Raw genomic sequence first — 18,594 nt, forward strand, 5'->3', positions numbered from 1 at the left:
CCGATCAACTACACAGCGTCGTTGGGTAGCGAGCGTGGCTCAGGTGAACTTGAACGTGCGCACGGCGAGCGTGCTGCACACCGCAGCCCAGACCAGCAGTACGACGACGCCGAACACGTCGAACGACGACGAGACACCTCGGCTCAACGCCTCGCCCAGCGCGCCGGACGGAACGATGCGCGCCACGTTCTGCAGGCCCTGCGGAATCTGGTCGTCCACGAACACCACGCTGCCGATGCCCAGCATCACGAACCAGGCGATGTTCGCCAGCGCCAACACGATCTCCGCCCGCAGGGTGCCGCCGAGCAGCAGACCCATCGACGCGAAAGTCACGGTTCCGAGCGCGATGACGACGGCCCCGAGCAACAGGCCCGTCGCGCTCGGACGCCAGCCGAGTGCGGCACCGATCGAGCCGAGCAGAACCGACTGCAGAATCACCACGATCACCACTGCAGCGGATTTGCCGCCGATGATGCCCCACCGAGGGAGCGGTGTTGCCCCGAGCCTCTTGAGGGCACCGTAGCGACGATCGAACCCGACGGCGATCGCCTGCCCGGTGAACGCCGTCGACATGATGGCCACCATCATCACGGCCGGAACCACTCGGCCGACTCGGTCGTCGCCGAGCTCGCCGAAGGGCAGCAGGGTCAAGCCGATCAACAGTGTGATCGGGATGAACATCGTCAGCAGCAACTGTTCGCCGTTGCGCAGCAGCAACTTCAGTTCGAGTCGGGTCTGCGCGAGCAGCATGCGCGCAGCCGACGCGGCCTGCGGGCGCGGCGCGAACAGGCCTGTCTCGAATCGGTTGTCGGCGAGCCGGGCTTCTCTGCGCACGGTCACTTCCTCAATTCTCTGCCGGTCAGCTCGAGGAAGACGTCCTCGAGGCGGCGCTGGTCGACCTGCAATTCGGTGGCCAACACGTCCTGCTGCGCACACCAGGACGTCACGATCACCAGAATCTGCGGCTCGATCACGCCGGAGACCACATAGGAACCCGGCGTCGGTTCCGACGGTACGTAACCCGGGGGGAGTGCCGCGTCGAGCAGAGACAGCTCGAGGCCCGGGGGAGCGGCGAACCGCAGTTGGCCCTCTGCGCCCTGCTTGGTCAATTCCGACGGGGTACCCGAGGCGACGACGCGGCCGTTGTCGATGATCGTCAACCGGTCGGCCAGTTGCTCCGCCTCGTCCATCAGATGTGTGGTGAGCAGTACCCCGACACCGTCGCGGCGCAAGGCGTCGATCAGTTCCCACACCAGAAGTCGGGCCTGCGCGTCGAGCCCTGCAGTCGGTTCGTCGAGGAACACCAGCTCGGGTCTCCCGACTATGGCGCAGGCCAGAGCCAGCCGCTGCTGTTGCCCGCCGGAGAGCCGTCGGTACGGCGTGCGGACGGCCGACGTCAGACCGAGGCAGTCGAGCAGCCATGCCGGATCGAGTGGGTCGGCCGAGTACGAGGCGACGAGTTGGAGCATCTCGCCTGCCTTGGATCCTGGATAAGCGCCGCCGCCCTGGAGCATGACGCCGATTCGTGGCCTCAGCTGCGCCGACTGCGCAATGGGGTCCAGCCCGAGTACCCGAACGGAGCCGCTGTCGGGTACCACGAATCCCTCGCACATCTCGACGGTGGTGGTCTTCCCGGCACCGTTGGGGCCCAGCAGTGCGAGAACCTCGCCGGGACCGATGTCGAGGCTGAGACCGTCGACGGCAGTGACGCCGTCGTACGACTTGCGTACGTCGGTCAACTGCACGACAGGTTGCGTCGTATTCGACGTCCCGGAGGTCACGAGGACCCAGCGTATTCGTCGGCGCTGCGCTCGCGTGCCGGTGGTCCGGTGCGGGTGGGCCACGGCATCCGGTTTCGCGTGAACAGGTACAGCACCGCGACCGTCAGGATTGTCATCACTGCGGCCTGCACTATCTGGAACGGCTGATACTCACTACCGTTCGGCATGAGAATCACGCTCACCAACGACGAGAAGGCGATGGCAGGACGCCGGAACGAGGGAGTCGTGGCCCACGCGGCCAGCGGAATCACCGCCCACAGCAGGTACCAGGGTTGCACCACCGGGAACAACAGAACGACGGCCCCGAGCGCAACTCCGAGTGCGCCGACCGGATGCAGGCGGCCGCGCAGAACTGCGATCAGCATGCGTACGACGATGATTCCCGCGACGACGGCAGCGATCGGTCGAGTGAGACTCAACACAGCCGTGGTGTGATCACCGAGGCCGAGCAGCACGCCGACGAATCCGGTGCCGAGCCCGAGAATCGTCGGAATGGACATCCAGCTGCGCACCACCCCCGCGGTACCCAGAGTGTTGATCCAGCCGAAGCCGAGCCCGCTGCTCAGACTGACGGCGACCTGCACGGCGATGACGACCGTGCCGAGCAGTACCGCCACGTACACCACGGACCGGAGAGTGCCACCCCATCGCTTGGACAGTGCCATTCCCACGAAGCCCAGTGCGATCAGAGACGGGATCTTCACGGTCGACGACAGGGCGATCAGGGCGGCACCGCCGATGAGGAATGCGATGTCGGTCTTGCGCAGCGCTCCCGCGCGTTCCACGGCACGCAGTGCGAACTCGGTGCCTGTGAGCATCAGCCCGATCATCAAAGCCTCGTTGTGGATACCGGCAACCAGGTGGAACAGCAGCAACGGGTTCGCGGCGCCGAGCCAGAGTGCAGTCACGGACGCGACCCCGCATCGGCGTGCGAGACGTGGCAGTGCCCAGACGATCAGTGCCACGCCCACCAGCGCGAGCAGCCGATGGAGGAATATGCCGGCGACGATGTTCTCGCCGGTCAAGTACGTGATTCCGCGGCCCATCCACAAGAACAGCGGACCGTACGGCGCAGGCGTATCGCGCCAGATGGTGGGAACGGTTCGGGTCAGCACATTGTCGACACCGAGTGCTGTCGCAGGGCCGACCTCGTAGGGGTCGAGTCCGCGCGCCGTGATCTCGCTCTGCGCCAGGTAGGAGTAGACGTCGCGCGAGAACATCGGCGGTGCGACACACAAGGGCAGGATCCACAGCAGCAATGTGCGGTCCATCTGGGAACGGGTGAGCCGACGCGGAGTGGCCCCGGACCGCGTCTGTCCGAGAGCGAATCGGCCCAGGAGCAACCAGGCGATGACCACGATGACGGTGCCGGTCATCGTGACGGTCAGCGCGGAGGTGGCCATTCGGGACGGCAGACTCAGTAGTCGAACGCCGAAGACGGGATTCTGCAGCACCGGCTGCGCGCCCGCGCCGAGGGCACCGATCGCCATCAGCAAGGCACCCGCGGCCCCGAAACGGCGAATGTTCCGAAGCTGGTTCGTCTCCGACGGATTCAGCCCCGGTGCCTCCTGCTCGTCTCCGTGCAGGGTCGCGACGCCACCGCCGGGAGGCGTGGGTTCGAGGCCGATGAGGCGACGTGCGGGGGCCAGGACGAATCGGCGGACGAACGCAGCGGAGGCGGCTTTCGAGGTGCCGGACCCCGAGGATGAACCCGGACCGCTCGCGAGAGGTGAGCTCTGGGAACTGGGCTCACTGTCTGTCGATGGCACAGTGGGAGCGTAGCGGTGCACTCGCGCACGACCCGCACCGTGCTCGACTCCGCTTCACGGCTCGGCACCGGTACCGGCCGCATGGTCGGCAAAGGGCACCCTTGCTGGACCGGGTCATGCAATTCCGTCACACTGGTGTTGTGAAAACAACCGAAAGCTCGCTCGTGCGTCCGGGAAGTGTCGTGTCCTCGGCCGCCGGCGCAGGCGTTCCGTCGGTGCGACCTGCCTCGGCCCCCGAGGGGCAGACGCGGAGCGCAGTGGTCACTCTGTTGCTCGAAGAGGGCCCCATCACCGCCTCCGATATCGGTACACGGCTGGGATTGAGCGCAGCGGGTGTCCGACGTCACCTCGACGCACTCATCGACGCGGGCGAGGCCCGCATCACCACCCCAGCAGGTGCGCAGCAACGGGGTAGGGGTCGGCCGGCCAAGTATTTCCAGCTGACCGCAGCCGGACGCAACCGTCTCGGCCACACCTACGACGATCTCGCCGGTGCTGCCATGCGGCAGCTACGCAAGATCGGTGGAGATGCGGCCATAGAGGCGTTCGCCCGACAGCGCGTCAACACCATCGTGGCCGACGTCGAGCCGGCGACGGGATCCGATGCGCACGACGTGGAGGATGCCGCGGACCGAATCGCCGACGCGTTCAGCGCGGCGGGATTCTCTGCCACCACCCGTCAGGTGGGCAACGGTGTGCAGATCTGCCAGCACCACTGCCCGGTGTCGCACGTCGCCTCCGAGTTTCCGGAGCTGTGCGAGGCCGAGCAGACCGCGTTCGCCGAGATCCTCGGCACGCACGTACAGCGTTTGGCCACCATCGCCAACGGTAATTGCGCTTGTACGACACACGTACCGCTGTCACCGACGCGGTACTCGAACACCGATAGTTCCGACAAGAAGACTCCCGACGCGCAGCCCCGCGTCGGAGAACGCCCACGCCTCCGGAAGGAGCCCGCATGACCGTCACACCAGACCAGGTGACACCCACCGCGCCGCTGACCCAGGACGAGACCATCGCCTCGCTCGGCACCTACGGATACGGCTGGGCCGACTCGGACGTAGCCGGTGAAAGTGCCAAGCGCGGCCTTTCCGAGGCTGTCGTCCGGGACATCTCGCAGAAGAAGAGCGAGCCCGAGTGGATGCTCGAGGCGCGCCTCAAGGCGCTCAAGACGTTCGAGCGCAAGCCGATGCCGAACTGGGGTTCCAACCTCGACGGCATCGATTTCGACAACATCAAGTACTTCGTGCGGTCCAGCGAGAAGCAGGCTGCAACGTGGGAAGACCTGCCGGAGGACATCAAGAACACGTACGACAAGCTCGGCATCCCCGAGGCGGAGAAGCAGCGCCTCGTCTCCGGTGTCGCCGCTCAGTACGAGTCCGAGGTGGTCTACCACTCGATCCGTGAGGATCTGGAGGCTCAGGGAGTGTTGTTCCTCGACACCGACACCGCCCTCAAGGAGCAGCCGGAGCTGTTCCGCGAGTACTTCGGCACGGTCATCCCCGCAGGCGACAACAAGTTCTCCGCACTGAACACCGCGGTGTGGTCCGGTGGATCCTTCATCTACATCCCGCCGGGCGTCCACGTGGACATCCCGCTGCAGGCCTACTTCCGGATCAACACCGAGAACATGGGTCAGTTCGAGCGGACGCTGATCATCGTCGACGAGGGTGCCTACGTGCACTACGTCGAGGGTTGCACGGCACCGATCTACAAGTCGGATTCGCTGCACTCCGCCGTGGTCGAGATCATCGTCAAGAAGGGTGGTCGTTGCCGCTACACGACCATCCAGAACTGGTCGAACAACGTCTACAACCTCGTCACCAAGCGCGCCAAGGCAGAGGCAGGCGCAACGATGGAGTGGGTCGACGGCAACATCGGCTCCAAGGTCACCATGAAGTACCCGGCCGTCTGGATGACCGGTGAGTACGCCAAGGGTGAGGTTCTCTCGGTCGCCTTCGCAGGCCCGGACCAGCACCAGGACACCGGCTCGAAGATGTTGCACCTCGCGCCGCACACGTCTTCGAACATCGTCAGCAAGTCGGTCGCCCGCGGCGGTGGGCGCACGTCCTACCGCGGTCTGATCCAGATCAACAAGGGTGCGCACGGCTCGCGTTCGACGGTCAAGTGTGACGCGTTGCTCGTCGACACGATCAGTCGTTCCGACACGTACCCGTACGTCGACATCCGCGAGGACGACGTATCGATGGGCCATGAGGCCACCGTCTCGAAGGTCAGCGACGATCAGTTGTTCTACCTGATGAGCCGCGGCTTGACCGAGGACGAGGCCATGGCGATGGTCGTGCGTGGCTTCGTCGAGCCGATCGCTCGCGAACTGCCGATGGAATACGCGCTCGAGCTCAACCGGCTCATCGAGCTGCAGATGGAAGGGTCGGTCGGATAAGTGAACAACCCTCTCACCGGAGTGATGGGTGCCGTGGCATCCGAAAACCCCGAAGCGGCCAAGGAAGACAAGTCGAAGCTGGTCGAGAACAAGGGCACTCAGTTCACGTCCTACGACGTGAACGCGTTCGAGGTCCCGTCCGGTCGTGACGAGCTGTGGCGTTTCACGCCGCTGCGTCGGCTGCGCGGCTTGCACGACGGTTCCGCCGTCGCCGACGGGGCCGCTCAGGTCACCGTCGGGGCCCCGGAATCGGTGGTCGTGGAGACCGTAGGCCGTGACGACGAGCGACTGGGCAAGGCCGGCGTTCCGGCCGATCGTATTGCCGCTCAGGCATTCTCGGCGTTCACCGAGGCCACGATCGTCTCCGTGCCGAACGAGGTCGAGGTGGCCGATCCGATCGAGATCACCGTCGACGGCCCCGGTGTCGACCACGTCGCCTACGGGCACGTGCAGATCAGGCTCGGCACGTTCGCTCGCGCCACCGTCGTGATCGACCAGCGGGGCAGCGGCACGTACGCCGAGAACGTCGAGTTCGTTCTCGGTGACAGCTCGCAGCTGCACGTCGTGCTGATTCAGGACTGGCAGTCCGACGCCGTGCACGTCGCGGCGCATCATGCGCTGCTCGGACGCGACGCCGTGTTGCGGCACTACAACGTCAGTCTCGGTGGAGATCTGGTGCGCATCAGCCCGACCGTGCGCTACGGCGCCCCCGGCGGCGATGCGAACATGCTCGGTGTGTACTTCGCCGACGCCGGTCAGCATCTCGAGCAGCGTCTGCTCGTCGACCATTCGGCTCCGCATTGCAAGTCCAATGTGATGTACAAGGGCGCACTGCAGGGCGAAACCGGACCCGGCACCGTCGACGCGCACACCGTGTGGATCGGAGATGTGCTGATTCGAGCCGAGGCCGAGGGAACCGAGACCTACGAGCTCAATCGCAACCTGGTGCTCACCGACGGCGCTCGCGCCGACTCGGTACCCAACCTCGAGATCGAGACCGGCGAGATCGTCGGAGCAGGCCACGCCAGCGCCACCGGCCGTTTCGACGACGAGCAGCTGTTCTACCTCCGCGCTCGTGGCATCTCGGAGGAAGTCGCTCGTCGACTCGTCGTGCGCGGGTTCTTCCACGAGATCATCGACAAGATTCCGGTCCCCGCCGTACGCGAGCGTCTCGACGCCGCCATCGAGACCGAACTCGCCGTCGTCGGCGCGTAGGTCCACCCGAACTTTTCTCGACTGCACAAAGGAACTGTGATGTCCACACTCGAAATCCGCGATCTGCACGTCAGCGTCGCCAACACCGATTCGTCCGCCGAGCCGATCAACATCCTCAAGGGTGTCGATCTGACCGTGAAGTCCGGCGAGACGCACGCGATCATGGGACCCAACGGTTCCGGCAAGTCCACCTTGTCGTATGCCATCGCAGGCCACCCGAAGTACACGGTGACCTCCGGCACCATCACCCTCGACGGTGAAGACGTGCTCGAGATGAGCGTCGACGAGCGCGCCCGCGCCGGCCTCTTCCTGGCGATGCAGTACCCGGTGGAGGTGCCCGGCGTCTCGATGTCGAACTTCCTGCGTACCGCCGCAACCGCTGTGCGCGGTGAGGCCCCCAAGCTGCGGCACTGGGTCAAGGAAGCCAAGACCGCCATGAGCGAGCTCGAAATCGAGGCCAACTTCCTCGAGCGCAACGTCAACGAAGGCTTCTCCGGAGGCGAGAAGAAGCGTCACGAGATTCTTCAGCTGGGACTGCTCAAGCCGAAGATCGCCATCCTCGACGAGACCGACTCCGGCCTCGACGTCGACGCTCTGCGAGTGGTGTCCGAGGGCGTCAACAAGTACAAGGAGCGCGAAGAGGGCGGAGTGCTGCTGATCACGCACTACACCCGCATCCTGCGGTACATCAAGCCAGATTTCGTCCACGTCTTCGTCAACGGTGAAATCGTCAAGTCCGGCGGTGCCGAGCTGGCCGACGAGCTGGAAGCCAACGGATACGTCGGCTACACGCAGGCCGCGACCACCGGAGCATGAGCATGGCTGCACCGGCAGCTGTGGCGGTGGCGGCATCGTTCGATGTCGCCACGGTTCGCCGCGATTTCCCCATTCTCTCGCGCACCGTTCGCGACGGAAAGCCGTTGGTGTACCTCGATTCCGGTGCAACTTCGCAGCGGCCGGTTCAGGTACTCGACGCCGAGCGCGAATTTCTGACCACATGCAACGCTGCGGTGCACCGTGGGGCGCATCAGCTGGCCGAGGAGGCCACCGACGCGTACGAGGGTGCCAGGGCGGCCATCGCGTCGTTCGTCGGGGCCGACGTCGACGAGATCGTGTTCACCAAGAACGCGACCGAGTCGCTGAACCTCGTGACCTACGTTCTTGCGGATCAGCGATTCGATCGCCATCTCGGTCCCGGCGACGAGATCGTCGTCACCGAGCTCGAGCATCACGCCAATCTGGTGCCGTGGCAGGAGCTTGCAGCTCGGACCGGTGCCACCCTGCGTTGGTACGGCGTGACCGACGACGGACGGATCGATCTCGACTCGCTCGAACTGTCGTCCGCCGTCAAGGTTCTCGCGTTCACGCATCAGTCCAACGTGACCGGTGCGGTGGCTCCGGTCGAGGAGTTGGTTCGTCGAGCCAGGTCGGTGGGTGCATTGGTCGTCCTCGACGCGTGCCAGTCGGTGCCGCACATGAAGGTCGACTTCCACGGCCTCGACGTCGACTACGCCGCATTCTCCGGGCACAAGATGCTCGGCCCATCGGGTGTGGGCGTGCTCTACGCCAAGTCCGCACTCCTCGAATCGATGCCGCCGTTCATCACCGGTGGTTCGATGATCGAGACCGTCACCATGGAGAAGACGACGTTCGCCGCGCCGCCACAGCGGTTCGAGGCCGGCGTGCCCATGACCTCGCAGGTCGTAGGACTCGGTGCCGCTGTGCGATACCTGGAGAACATCGGCATCGACGTTATCGCCGCGCACGAAAAGGCCTTGGTCGCAGCAACTCTCGCCGAGTTCGCGAAGATCGACGGGGTCCGGGTGATCGGCCCGACCGAGAATGTCGACCGCGGATCGGCTGTGTCGTTCGTCGTCGACGGTATCCACGCCCACGACCTCGGACAGATTCTGGACGACGAGGGCGTCGCCATTCGCGTCGGGCATCACTGCGCGTGGCCCCTGCATCGTCGGTTCGGCGTCGCCGCGACCGCGCGCGCCTCGTTCGCGCTGTACAACACGGTCGAGGAAGTGCAGGTCCTCGCGCGAGCAATTCGCCGCGCACAGTCGTTCTTCGGCACCACCGACGTCGGCGGGGGAGGTCAGCAGTAGATGCGCATGGAACAGATGTATCAGGAAGTGATTCTCGATCACTACAAGCACCCGCACGGCCGCGGACTGCGCGAGCCGTTCGGCGCGGAGGTACACCACGTCAACCCCACCTGCGGCGACGAGGTCACCCTGCGCGTGCACATCGAGAACGGCACCGTCGCGGACGTCTCGTACGACGGCCAGGGCTGCTCGATCAGTCAGGCAGCGACATCGGTGCTCACCGACCAGGTCGTCGGACTGAGCGTCGACGATGCGCTGAAGACGGTGGACGCGTTCAGCGACATGGTCGGCAGCAGAGGTACCGTCGAGGGTGACGAGGACGTCATCGGTGACGGAATCGCGTTCGTCGGAGTCGCCAAGTACCCGGCTCGCGTGAAGTGCGCATTGCTGGGCTGGATGGCTTTCAAGGATGCGGTTGTTCAAGTAGTGGACGCAGATACGACAGCTACGACGGGCGGGACCGCCCAGACGGCACTTTCCGGAGGACAGCAATCATGACCGAAGCAACAGAGACCACACCGGCTGTGACCGCGACGCCGGTGGAACTCACCGCAGACGAGATCAAGGTGCTCGAGGACCTCGAAGAGGCGATGCGCGACGTCGTCGACCCCGAGCTGGGCATCAACGTCGTCGATCTCGGTCTGGTCTACGACATCAAGATCGATGCCGAAGACATCGTCACGGTCGACATGACGCTCACCTCTGCGGCATGTCCGCTGACCGACGTCATCGAGGACCAGGCCAGGGGCGCACTCGTACGCAGCGGACTGGCTGCCGACCTGAAGATCAACTGGGTCTGGATGCCGCCGTGGGGCCCGGACAAGATCACCGACGACGGTCGCGAGCAGCTCAGGGCCCTCGGCTTCACTGTCTGACCTGCGGCCGAGTCGGCCTCCTACGCACCTTTTGCTTCGTCGGCCTTGGTGTCGGCGGACTTCGTGGAGGTCGACTTCTTGGCCGCTGTCTTCTTGGCCGGGGCCTTTTTGGCAGCGGTCTTCTTCGCCGGCGCTTTCTTGGCAGGCGTGGACGCGGTGGATCCTGCTTTCGCGTTCTTACCGGCAGCCTCGACGCTGCGCTGCAGCGCGGCCACCAGATCGACGACCTCGGCGTCCTCGCCGTCGTCGTCCTTCTTCGACTCGGTGTGGACGACCTTCTCGCCCCCGTTGGCCAGCGTCTCGTCGATCAGCTTCCGTAGCTCGGTCTGGTAGTCGTCCGTGTACTCGGTGGGATCGAATTCCGAGGACATGCTCTCGACCAGGGACGTCGCCATTTTCACTTCCTGGGGACGCGCGGAGGGCGCATCGTCGAGCGACGGGAATTCTGCGGCCCTGACCTCGTCCGGCCACAGCAATGTCTGGATCACCAGGATGTCGTCGCGCACGCGCAGCGCAGCCAGCCGGGTTTTCTGCCGCAGAGTGAAGTGAACCAGCGCAGTGCGCTCGGTTTCTTCCAAGGTCTCGCGCAGCAGCACATAGGCCTTCGGTGACGCTGAATCCGGCTCGAGGAAGTAGCTCTTGTCGTAGAGGATCGGATCGATCTGCTCGGTCGGCACGAATTCGAGTACCGGGATCTCGTGCTTCTCCGCCGCCGGCAGCTTGTCGAAGTCCTCGTCGGTGAGAATCACGCGTTCGCCGTCGGGGGAATCGTAGGCCTTGTCGATGTCGGCGAACTGCACCGACTTGCCGCATTCTTGGCAGATCCGGTCGTACTTGATGCGACCGCCGTCCTTCGCGTGCACCTGATGGAATCGGATGTCGTGCTGCTCGGTGGCCGAGTAGACCTTCACCGGAACATTGACCAGTCCGAAGGCGATCGAGCCCTTCCAAATGCTGCGCATCTGTCCATGATCGCCGACCGGGCGCCCGCGTGTCGACCGATGGGAAGAAACTCAGCCGCGGCCCGGAGTCCGCATCATCGTGCGCGCGATCGCGAGCCTGGCCGAGGACGGGAGTGTCGGGAACATCTTGAGCATCGCCGTCATCGTCCCGGCGGCGTCGTCGTGGCCGGACAGGTACGAGCGCTGCAGTTCGACCGGGAGCGAGAAGAAGCTGGAGAAGAACTGAGGAACCATCTCCGGGTCGAGACTCAGCGCTGTCCGAAGGCCGAGATTGCGAAGCTTCTGGACCGTCCAGACATGTATCGGGCGGGCGAGGCGTGACCGACCGCCGCCACTGAACCTCTCGACGAGGTGATCTGCCGATGCGAGCGACGCCGCGACGCTGTACCCCGTGGCGGGATGCATCAGATTCGAGCGAGAGCCGAACAACACCGGACCGCTTGGCCCGGTGTGCAGTCGTGACCGAGGCGGCGGTTCGACCGAGAAGCGCACTCGCTCGATGTCCTCGTGGCCGGTCGGTTCCAGATCCCGGTGGGCCAGACGGTGGTGCAGCCGTGATCGAAGCACTGCGAGTTCCAGCGGGGGTCGGCCGACCAGACAGGTCTCTTCGAGCAGAATCCGATCTTCGTCGAGCGCCACGGCGTACAAAAAACTCGGTGCTTCGCCGGGCCGAGCGCCGTTGTCGGTGCGCCAGTCCATGAACCAGGCGTCGGATCCTTCGAGGATCGGTTCGGCGCGGTGCCGTTCGACGACGATGCCGTACGCCGTCTGCTGTGCAAGGTCGCGCGAGTCGAGCGTGCCGCGGGCGTCGACGACGTGCCGAGCATCGACGACGGTGCCGTCGGCCGTGGTAACGCGAGATCCGGTGACGTCGACGGCCGTCCCCGCCAGCACTCGCACGCGGTCCAGAGACAGGGTCGCCTGCAGGGCAGGTGTGTCCAGCACGCAGTACGTCCGGTCGATGATCCGATGACGATCGGTCCATACCGCAGGCTTCTGCGCAACCGAGGCGACGGCGGTCTCGGGCAACCACGACGGCAACTCGTCGGCCCAGGCGGAATACGTCGGTGTCCAGGTACGCGACGGATGCGGATCGACGACGACCACGTCCAGGCCGGCCTCGGCGCATCGGTGGGCCACCGACCGTCCCGCGGGACCGAGTCCGACCACCGTGACGTCGGCCGAGAAATCGTTCACATTCCGCCGGTGGCGAGCAAACCACCGTCCACGCGCACGGTCTCGCCGGTGATCCAGGAGGACGCGTCCGACACCAGGAACGCCACCAGAGCCGCTACGTCCTCCGGGTTTCCGAGGCGCTTCATCGGGTAGCCGGCCGCTGCCGCGTCCTCGCCGTTCGCGACGAGCGCTTCCGCGAACTTCGTCTTCACCACGCCCGGTGCCACGGCATTGACACGAATCCGCGGACCGAGCTGCCAGGCGAGCTCCTCGGTGAGGCGGATCAGAGCGGCTTTGGATGCGCCGTACGCGGCGATCACGCCGGTGGAGCGGATGCCTGCCACGCTCGCGACGTTGACGATCGCTCCGCCGTGCTCGCCCATCCAGGCATGAAACGCCTGCTGGACGAAGCCGAGAGTACCCACGACGTTGGTCTCGAAGATCTTGCTCACGCCCGCCAGGTCGGCATCCATCAGCGAGCCGTAGACGGGATTGATGCCGGTGTTGTTCACCAGAATGTCCAGTGATCCGAATGTCTCGACGGTGCTCGCCACTGCGTTGCGTCGGTGCTCGGGGTCGCCTGCATTGCCGTCGATCGCGAGCACGGAATCGCCGAGCTCTGCGGCTGCGGCAACGAGAGGTTCGCGCTTGCGTGCGGTGATGGCGACATTTGCGCCGCGAGCGAGCAGTTCGGCGGCGATGGCCTTGCCGATGCCCCGGCTGGCGCCGGTGACGAGAGCGGTGCGCCCGGTGAGATCGGGGATCGGCGCGCTGGGAGGGCTGACTGTTTCGGAGGCGTCGGTCATCGGTCAGACGTTACCGGTGTCACCGTCGTTCCTGGGTGGGGCCACGTGAATGCTGAGCTAAAATGGGGGTTTACTGTGCCGTACTTCGGCGCACCTGAGGTTTGCTCGTCGGTCGACGGGCAACGATGTTGTTCTGCAATCGCTAGGAGCTCACGCGTGATCACCGCCACCGACCTGGAAGTTCGTGCCGGTGTGCGGACCCTTCTGTCCACCGAGGGGCCTGCGCTCCGCGTACAGGCAGGCGACCGCATCGGATTGGTCGGTCGTAACGGTGCCGGCAAGACCACCACTCTGCGCATCCTGGCAGGAGAAGGCGAGCCGTACGCGGGCGAGGTCGTGCGTACCGGAGAGCTCGGCTACCTACCGCAGGATCCCAAAGAGGGCGATCTCGACGTGCTGGCCAAGGACCGAGTGCTCTCGGCCCGGGGTCTCGACACGCTCCTGCACAAGATGGAGAAGCAGCAGGCCCTGATGGCCGAGGTGGCCGACGAGGCCCTGCTCGACAAGGCCGTTCGCAAGTACGGCGAACTCGAAGAGCGTTTCGCCTCGCTCGGCGGCTACGAAGCAGAGAGCGAGGCTGCGCGCATCTGCAACAGTCTCGGCCTGGCGGACCGCATCCTCGGTCAACCGCTGCGGACTCTCTCCGGTGGCCAGCGCCGGCGCGTCGAACTGGCTCGCATTCTGTTCGCCGCGTCCGACGGCAGTGGTGGACGCTCGAACACCACGTTGCTGCTCGACGAGCCAACCAACCACCTCGACGCCGATTCCATCACCTGGCTGCGGGGTTTCCTGCAGAACCACGAGGGGGGACTCATCGTGATCAGTCACGATGTCGAACTGCTCGGAGACGTGGTGAACAGGGTGTGGTTCCTGGACGCGGTGCGCGGCGAGGCCGACATCTACAACATGAACTGGAAGAAGTACCTCGACGCCCGCGCCACCGACGAGCAACGCCGCCGCCGCGAACGCGCCAACGCGGAGAAGAAGGCGGGGGCGCTGCGCGTGCAGGCCGCCAAGATGGGTGCCAAGGCGACGAAAGCCGTTGCAGCACAGAACATGGCAAAGCGCGCGGACAAGCTGATGGCCAACCTCGACGCGGAACGCGTGTCCGACAAGGTGGCGCACATCCGCTTCCCTGAGCCCGCACCGTGCGGCAAGACGCCGCTGATGGCGAAGAACCTGACCAAGATGTACGGATCGCTGGAGATCTTCGCCGGCGTGGACCTCGCCATCGACCGAGGCAGCCGCGTGGTGGTACTCGGGCTCAACGGTGCAGGCAAGACGACGCTGCTGCGCATTCTGGCCGGCACCGAGAAGGCCGATACCGGAGAGATCGAGCCCGGCCACGGCATGCGCGTCGGGTACTTCGCACAGGAACACGACACCCTCGACGACCTTGCGTCGGTCTGGGAGAACATCCGTCACGCTGCACCCGACACCGGCGAGCAGGAACTACGGTCTCTCCTCGGTGCCTTCATGTTCACCGGCCCCCAGCTCGACCAGCCTGCGGGAACACTGTCCGGCGGTGAGAAGACCCGCCTGGCACTCGCCGGATTGGTGTCTTCCGCCGCGAACGTTCTTCTGCTCGACGAGCCGACCAACAACCTCGACCCGATTTCACGCGAGCAGGTCCTCGATGCGCTCCGCAGCTACAAGGGAGCCGTCGTACTGGTGACCCACGATCCCGGTGCCGCCGAAGCGCTTTCACCGGAACGGGTCATTCTCCTCCCCGACGGTACCGAGGACCACTGGTCGCAGGAATACCTGGAACTGATTCAGCTGGCGTGAACGGCCGGGGTCAGTCCTGCCGCCGGACGGATTCCTCGACGAGATCGAGGATCGCTGCGAGGTTGGATCTGCCGTGGCCGGACGCTATGCGCGCCACCAGGCCGTCCAGTACCAGATCCAGGTAGTCGGCCAGGACGTCGTTGGGCACATCGTCACGCAGTCTTCCTGCGGTCTTCTGACGCTCGAGTCGCCCGAGTGTCGCGTCGGTCAGCTCTGCCGACCGTTCGGCCCAGCTGCTCCGGAAGTCCGCGTCGGTGCGCAGTCGTCGGGTGATCTCGAGTCGGGTGCCGAGCCATTCGAATTGCTCGGGTTGCGCCAGCATGTCTCGCATCACCTGCACCAGACCCTGAGTGGCCGCAACCTCGGCCATGCGTCGAGCGTCTTCCTGTGCCAGCGCCAGGAAGAGGCCGTCCTTGTCCTTGAAGTGATGGAATATGGCTCCGCGCGACAGGCCGGTGGCCTCTTCGAGACGTCGCACCGTCGCGCCTTCGTAGCCGAACTCGCCGAAGCACCTGCGCGCGCCGTCGAGAATCTCGCTACGGCGGGCCGCCAGGTGGTCTTCGCTGACCTTGGGCACGTGTGGGTTTCCTACTTTCGATGAGGGCCTCGACCGATACGGCGATGGGCCCGGAAACACGTTCTCGGTTCCGGGCCCATCGCCGTTCGAGGCGTACGTCAGACGACGCGCACTCAGCCTCTGATCATGTTGCGCAGCACGTACTGCAGGATGCCGCCGTTGCGGTAGTAGTCCGCTTCACCGGGGGTGTCGATGCGAACCACAGCCTCGAACTCGACCTTGGTGCCGTCTTCCTTGGTGGCGATCACGGTCATCGTCTTCGGGGTGGTGCCCTCGTTCAGCTTCGCGACGCCGACGATGTCGAAGGTCTCGGTGCCGTCGAGCTTGAGCGACGACGCGCTCTCACCGGCCGGGAACTGAAGGGGAACGACGCCCATGCCGATGAGGTTGGAGCGGTGGATGCGCTCGAACGACTCGGTGATGACGGCCTTGACGCCCAGGAGCGAGGTTCCCTTGGCCGCCCAGTCGCGTGAGGAGCCACTGCCGTACTCCTTGCCACCCAGCACGACCAGCGGGATGCCGGCCTTCTGGTAGTTCTGCGACGCGTCGTAGATGAAGGACTGCGGTCCGCCGTCCTGCGTGAAGTCGCGGGTGTAGCCGCCCGAGACGTCGTCGAGGAGCTGGTTCTTGAGGCGAATGTTCGCGAACGTTCCGCGGATCATCACCTCGTGGTTACCACGACGCGAACCGAGCGAGTTGTAGTCCTTGCGCTCGACACCGTGCGAATCGAGGTACTGCGCGGCAGGCGTGCCTGCCTTGATCGGACCTGCCGGGCTGATGTGGTCGGTGGTGACCGAATCGCCCAACAGAGCCAACACGCGTGCACCCGTGATGTCCTCGACAGGAGCCGGGTCCATCGTCATGCCGTCGAAGTACGGAGGCTTACGCACGTAGGTCGACTTGGGATCCCACTCGAACGTGTCGCCCTCGGGGGTCGACAGGTTCTGCCAGCGGCTGTCGCCGGCGAAGATGGTCTCGTAGGACTTGCTGAACATGTCCCGGCTGATCGAGGACTTGATGGTGTCTTCGATCTCCTGCGAGGACGGCCAGATGTCCTTCAGGAACACGGGGTTGCCCTCGTGATCCTCGCCGAGTGGGTCGGTCTCGAAGTCGAAGTCCATCGTGCCTGCGAGGCCGTATGCGATGACCAGCGGCGGTGAGGCCAGGTAGTTCATCTTGACGTCGGGGGAGATGCGACCCTCGAAGTTGCGGTTGCCCGACAGCACTGCGGTGACCGAGAGGTCGTTGTCGTTGATCGCCTTCGAGATCGGCTCGAGCAACGGGCCGGTGTTACCGATACACGTGGTGCAGCCGTAACCACCGAGGTAGTAGCCGAGCTTCTCGAGGTACGGCCAGAGGCCGGCCTTCTCGTAGTAGTCGGTGACGACCTGCGAGCCGGGGGCCATGTTGGTCTTGACCCAGGGCTTGGTGGACAGGCCCTTCTCGACGGCGTTGCGGGCGAGCAGTGCTGCGCCGAGCATCACCGACGGGTTCGAGGTGTTGGTGCAGGAGGTGATGCCTGCAACCACGACGGCACCGTGATCGAGGACGAACTCGCCTGCCTCGTCGGTGGTGACCCGGATCGGCTTGCTCGGACGACCCTCGGAACCGTATGCGGCAGAACGAACGTCGACGGAATCCTCTTCGGCGAAGCTCAGCGAAGCGGAGTCGCTTGCCGGGAACGATTCGTCGAGGGCCTCGTCGAGCTTGCTGTCACCCTCGTGCTTCGGGTGGTTCTCCTCGACGTAGTTGTGGATGTCCTTGCGGAACGCAACCTTGGAGTCGGACAACAGGATTCGGTCCTGCGGACGCTTCGGTCCTGCGATGGACGGGACGACCGTGTTGAGGTCGAGCTCGATGTACTCGGAGTACACGGCCTCGTTCTTCGGGTCGTGCCACATGCCCTGTTCCTTGGCGTACGCCTCGACGAGCGCGAGCTGCTCGTCGCTGCGGCCGGTGAGGCGCAGGTAGTTGATGGTTTCCTCGTCGATCGGGAAGATCGCTGCGGTGGAACCGAACTCGGGGCTCATGTTGCCCAGGGTGGCGCGGTTCGCGAGGGGAACCTCGGCCACGCCCTCGCCGTAGAACTCGACGAACTTGCCGACGACGCCGTGCTTGCGCAGCATCTCGGTCGCGGTCAGCACCACGTCGGTCGCGGTGACGCCGGGCTGGATCTCACCGGATAGCTTGAAGCCGACGACGCGGGGGATGAGCATCGAGACGGGCTGGCCGAGCATGGCAGCTTCCGCTTCGATGCCGCCGACGCCCCAGCCCAACACACCGAGGCCGTTGACCATCGTGGTGTGCGAGTCGGTGCCGACACAGGTGTCGGGGTAGGCCTGGCCCTTGCGGGTCATGATCGTCGGCGCGAGGTACTCGATGTTGACCTGGTGCACGATGCCCATGCCCGGGGGGACGACCTTGAAGTCGTCGAACGCGCCCTGTCCCCAACGCAGGAACTGGTAGCGCTCACCGTTGCGCTCGTACTCGAGGTCGACGTTGCGCTCGAGAGCGTCGGCGCGGCCGAAGACGTCGAGGATGACCGAGTGGTCGATGACCATGTCGGCGGGGGAGAGGGGATTGACCTTGTTGGGGTCGCCGCCCAGGGTGGTGACGGCTTCACGCATCGTGGCGAGGTCGACGATGCACGGAACGCCGGTGAAGTCCTGCATGATGACGCGTGCAGGGGTGAACTGAATTTCGACACTCGGGTCGGCCGCGGGGTCCCACGACGCGATCGAGCGAATGTGGTCGGCGGTGATGTTGGCACCGTCCTCGGTGCGAAGGAGGTTCTCCGCGAGGACCTTCAGCGCATAGGGCAGTTTCTCGGCACCGGGCAAGGCCGACAACCGGAAGATCTCGTACGAGTTCTCTCCGACTTCGAGGGTGCCCTTTGCACCGAATGAGTTATTACTTGCGGTCACTTCAGCTCCACTCGTCTATGAGGCACACCGCCGACGGGGCTGTGTCGACGGTTGAAGCGAGGCCCTGTCCGTGCGTCGCGGCATGACATCCGGTGTGCAGATTGCCTGCGGACGCTCGGCCAGTGTCTCGATGGAAGTCTAACAGTACGCTTGTCCTGTGAAAACGTGCGGGTCCGTTTCGCCAGGGATGCCGAGAGAACGACCCA

The 18,594-nt window shown here is 65.1% G+C and carries 16 protein-coding genes; 8 read left to right on the forward strand and 8 right to left on the reverse strand.

Features of this window, described 5'->3' with window-relative positions:
• Nucleotides 1-39: 39 nt before the first annotated feature.
• From MTX34_RS11965 to mptB, 3 genes are read right to left on the reverse strand one after another with little or no spacing between them, the layout of a single operon-like run.
• A complete protein-coding gene (locus MTX34_RS11965; protein WP_243593100.1) occupies nt 40-840 on the reverse strand; it encodes an ABC transporter permease in 801 nt (266 codons plus the stop codon).
• Nucleotides 837-1,781 (reverse strand): ABC transporter ATP-binding protein, encoded by a 945-nt coding sequence (locus tag MTX34_RS11970; protein ID WP_243609584.1) that lies wholly within the window; start codon nt 1,779-1,781, stop codon nt 837-839. The genes MTX34_RS11965 and MTX34_RS11970 overlap by 4 nt, the downstream gene beginning before the upstream one ends.
• Nucleotides 1,778-3,430, reverse strand: coding sequence for a polyprenol phosphomannose-dependent alpha 1,6 mannosyltransferase MptB (mptB, locus tag MTX34_RS11975; protein ID WP_243609659.1), 1,653 nt, complete (start codon nt 3,428-3,430; stop codon nt 1,778-1,780). The genes MTX34_RS11970 and mptB overlap by 4 nt, the downstream gene beginning before the upstream one ends.
• Nucleotides 3,431-3,666: 236 nt before the next feature.
• Between mptB and MTX34_RS11980 the strand changes: the two genes are divergently transcribed.
• From MTX34_RS11980 to MTX34_RS12010, 7 genes are read left to right on the forward strand one after another with little or no spacing between them, the layout of a single operon-like run.
• A complete protein-coding gene (locus MTX34_RS11980) occupies nt 3,667-4,512 on the forward strand; it encodes a metalloregulator ArsR/SmtB family transcription factor (protein ID WP_243609585.1) in 846 nt (281 codons plus the stop codon).
• The gene (gene sufB, locus MTX34_RS11985; protein ID WP_243593097.1) at nt 4,509-5,954 is read left to right on the forward strand and encodes a Fe-S cluster assembly protein SufB; all 1,446 of its coding nucleotides are present in this window, start codon (nt 4,509-4,511) and stop codon (nt 5,952-5,954) included. The genes MTX34_RS11980 and sufB overlap by 4 nt, the downstream gene beginning before the upstream one ends.
• 24 nt (nt 5,955-5,978) lie before the next feature.
• Nucleotides 5,979-7,169: a Fe-S cluster assembly protein SufD gene (sufD, locus tag MTX34_RS11990; protein ID WP_243609660.1), complete on the forward strand. Its 1,191-nt coding sequence runs from the start codon at nt 5,979-5,981 to the stop codon at nt 7,167-7,169.
• 39 nt (nt 7,170-7,208) lie between these two features.
• Entirely contained in the window at nt 7,209-7,985 is a 777-nt protein-coding gene (gene sufC, locus MTX34_RS11995) for a Fe-S cluster assembly ATPase SufC (RefSeq protein WP_243593096.1), read from the forward strand.
• A gap of 2 nt (nt 7,986-7,987) precedes the next feature.
• On the forward strand, nt 7,988-9,280 hold the full coding sequence (locus MTX34_RS12000; RefSeq protein WP_243609586.1) for a cysteine desulfurase: 1,293 nt from the start codon (nt 7,988-7,990) through the stop codon (nt 9,278-9,280).
• Nucleotides 9,281-9,778 (forward strand): Fe-S cluster assembly sulfur transfer protein SufU, encoded by a 498-nt coding sequence (gene sufU, locus MTX34_RS12005; RefSeq protein ID WP_243593094.1) that lies wholly within the window; start codon nt 9,281-9,283, stop codon nt 9,776-9,778.
• On the forward strand, nt 9,775-10,155 hold the full coding sequence (locus MTX34_RS12010) for a metal-sulfur cluster assembly factor (RefSeq protein WP_243609587.1): 381 nt from the start codon (nt 9,775-9,777) through the stop codon (nt 10,153-10,155). The genes sufU and MTX34_RS12010 overlap by 4 nt, the downstream gene beginning before the upstream one ends.
• Nucleotides 10,156-10,175: 20 nt before the next feature.
• Here the strand turns inward: MTX34_RS12010 and MTX34_RS12015 are convergent, their stop codons facing one another.
• From MTX34_RS12015 to MTX34_RS12025, 3 genes are read right to left on the reverse strand one after another with little or no spacing between them, the layout of a single operon-like run.
• Nucleotides 10,176-11,117, reverse strand: coding sequence for a Ku protein (locus tag MTX34_RS12015; RefSeq protein ID WP_243609588.1), 942 nt, complete (start codon nt 11,115-11,117; stop codon nt 10,176-10,178).
• A gap of 51 nt (nt 11,118-11,168) precedes the next feature.
• Nucleotides 11,169-12,314 carry a lycopene cyclase family protein gene (locus MTX34_RS12020; RefSeq protein ID WP_243609589.1) on the reverse strand — a complete coding sequence of 382 codons (1,146 nt, stop codon included), beginning with the start codon at nt 12,312-12,314 and terminating at the stop codon, nt 11,169-11,171.
• A complete protein-coding gene (locus MTX34_RS12025) occupies nt 12,311-13,099 on the reverse strand; it encodes an SDR family oxidoreductase (RefSeq protein WP_243609590.1) in 789 nt (262 codons plus the stop codon). The genes MTX34_RS12020 and MTX34_RS12025 overlap by 4 nt, the downstream gene beginning before the upstream one ends.
• Before the next feature lie 156 nt (nt 13,100-13,255).
• On the opposite strand from MTX34_RS12025, the gene MTX34_RS12030 reads away from it, so the two are divergent.
• The gene (locus tag MTX34_RS12030; RefSeq protein ID WP_243593089.1) at nt 13,256-14,887 is read left to right on the forward strand and encodes an ABC-F family ATP-binding cassette domain-containing protein; all 1,632 of its coding nucleotides are present in this window, start codon (nt 13,256-13,258) and stop codon (nt 14,885-14,887) included.
• A 10-nt stretch (nt 14,888-14,897) separates the two neighbouring features.
• Here the strand turns inward: MTX34_RS12030 and MTX34_RS12035 are convergent, their stop codons facing one another.
• Both MTX34_RS12035 and MTX34_RS12040 read right to left on the reverse strand, forming a co-directional pair.
• Nucleotides 14,898-15,464, reverse strand: a complete 567-nt coding sequence (locus tag MTX34_RS12035) for a TetR/AcrR family transcriptional regulator (protein WP_243593088.1) — start codon at nt 15,462-15,464, stop codon at nt 14,898-14,900.
• Between the two features lie 113 nt (nt 15,465-15,577).
• The gene (locus tag MTX34_RS12040; RefSeq protein WP_243609591.1) at nt 15,578-18,388 is read right to left on the reverse strand and encodes an aconitate hydratase; all 2,811 of its coding nucleotides are present in this window, start codon (nt 18,386-18,388) and stop codon (nt 15,578-15,580) included.
• Between the last annotated feature and the right edge of the window lie 206 nt (nt 18,389-18,594).

The sequence above is a fragment of the Rhodococcus sp. ARC_M5 genome (assembly GCF_022810405.1).
In the GTDB taxonomy this organism is placed as follows: domain Bacteria; phylum Actinomycetota; class Actinomycetes; order Mycobacteriales; family Mycobacteriaceae; genus Rhodococcoides; species Rhodococcoides navarretei.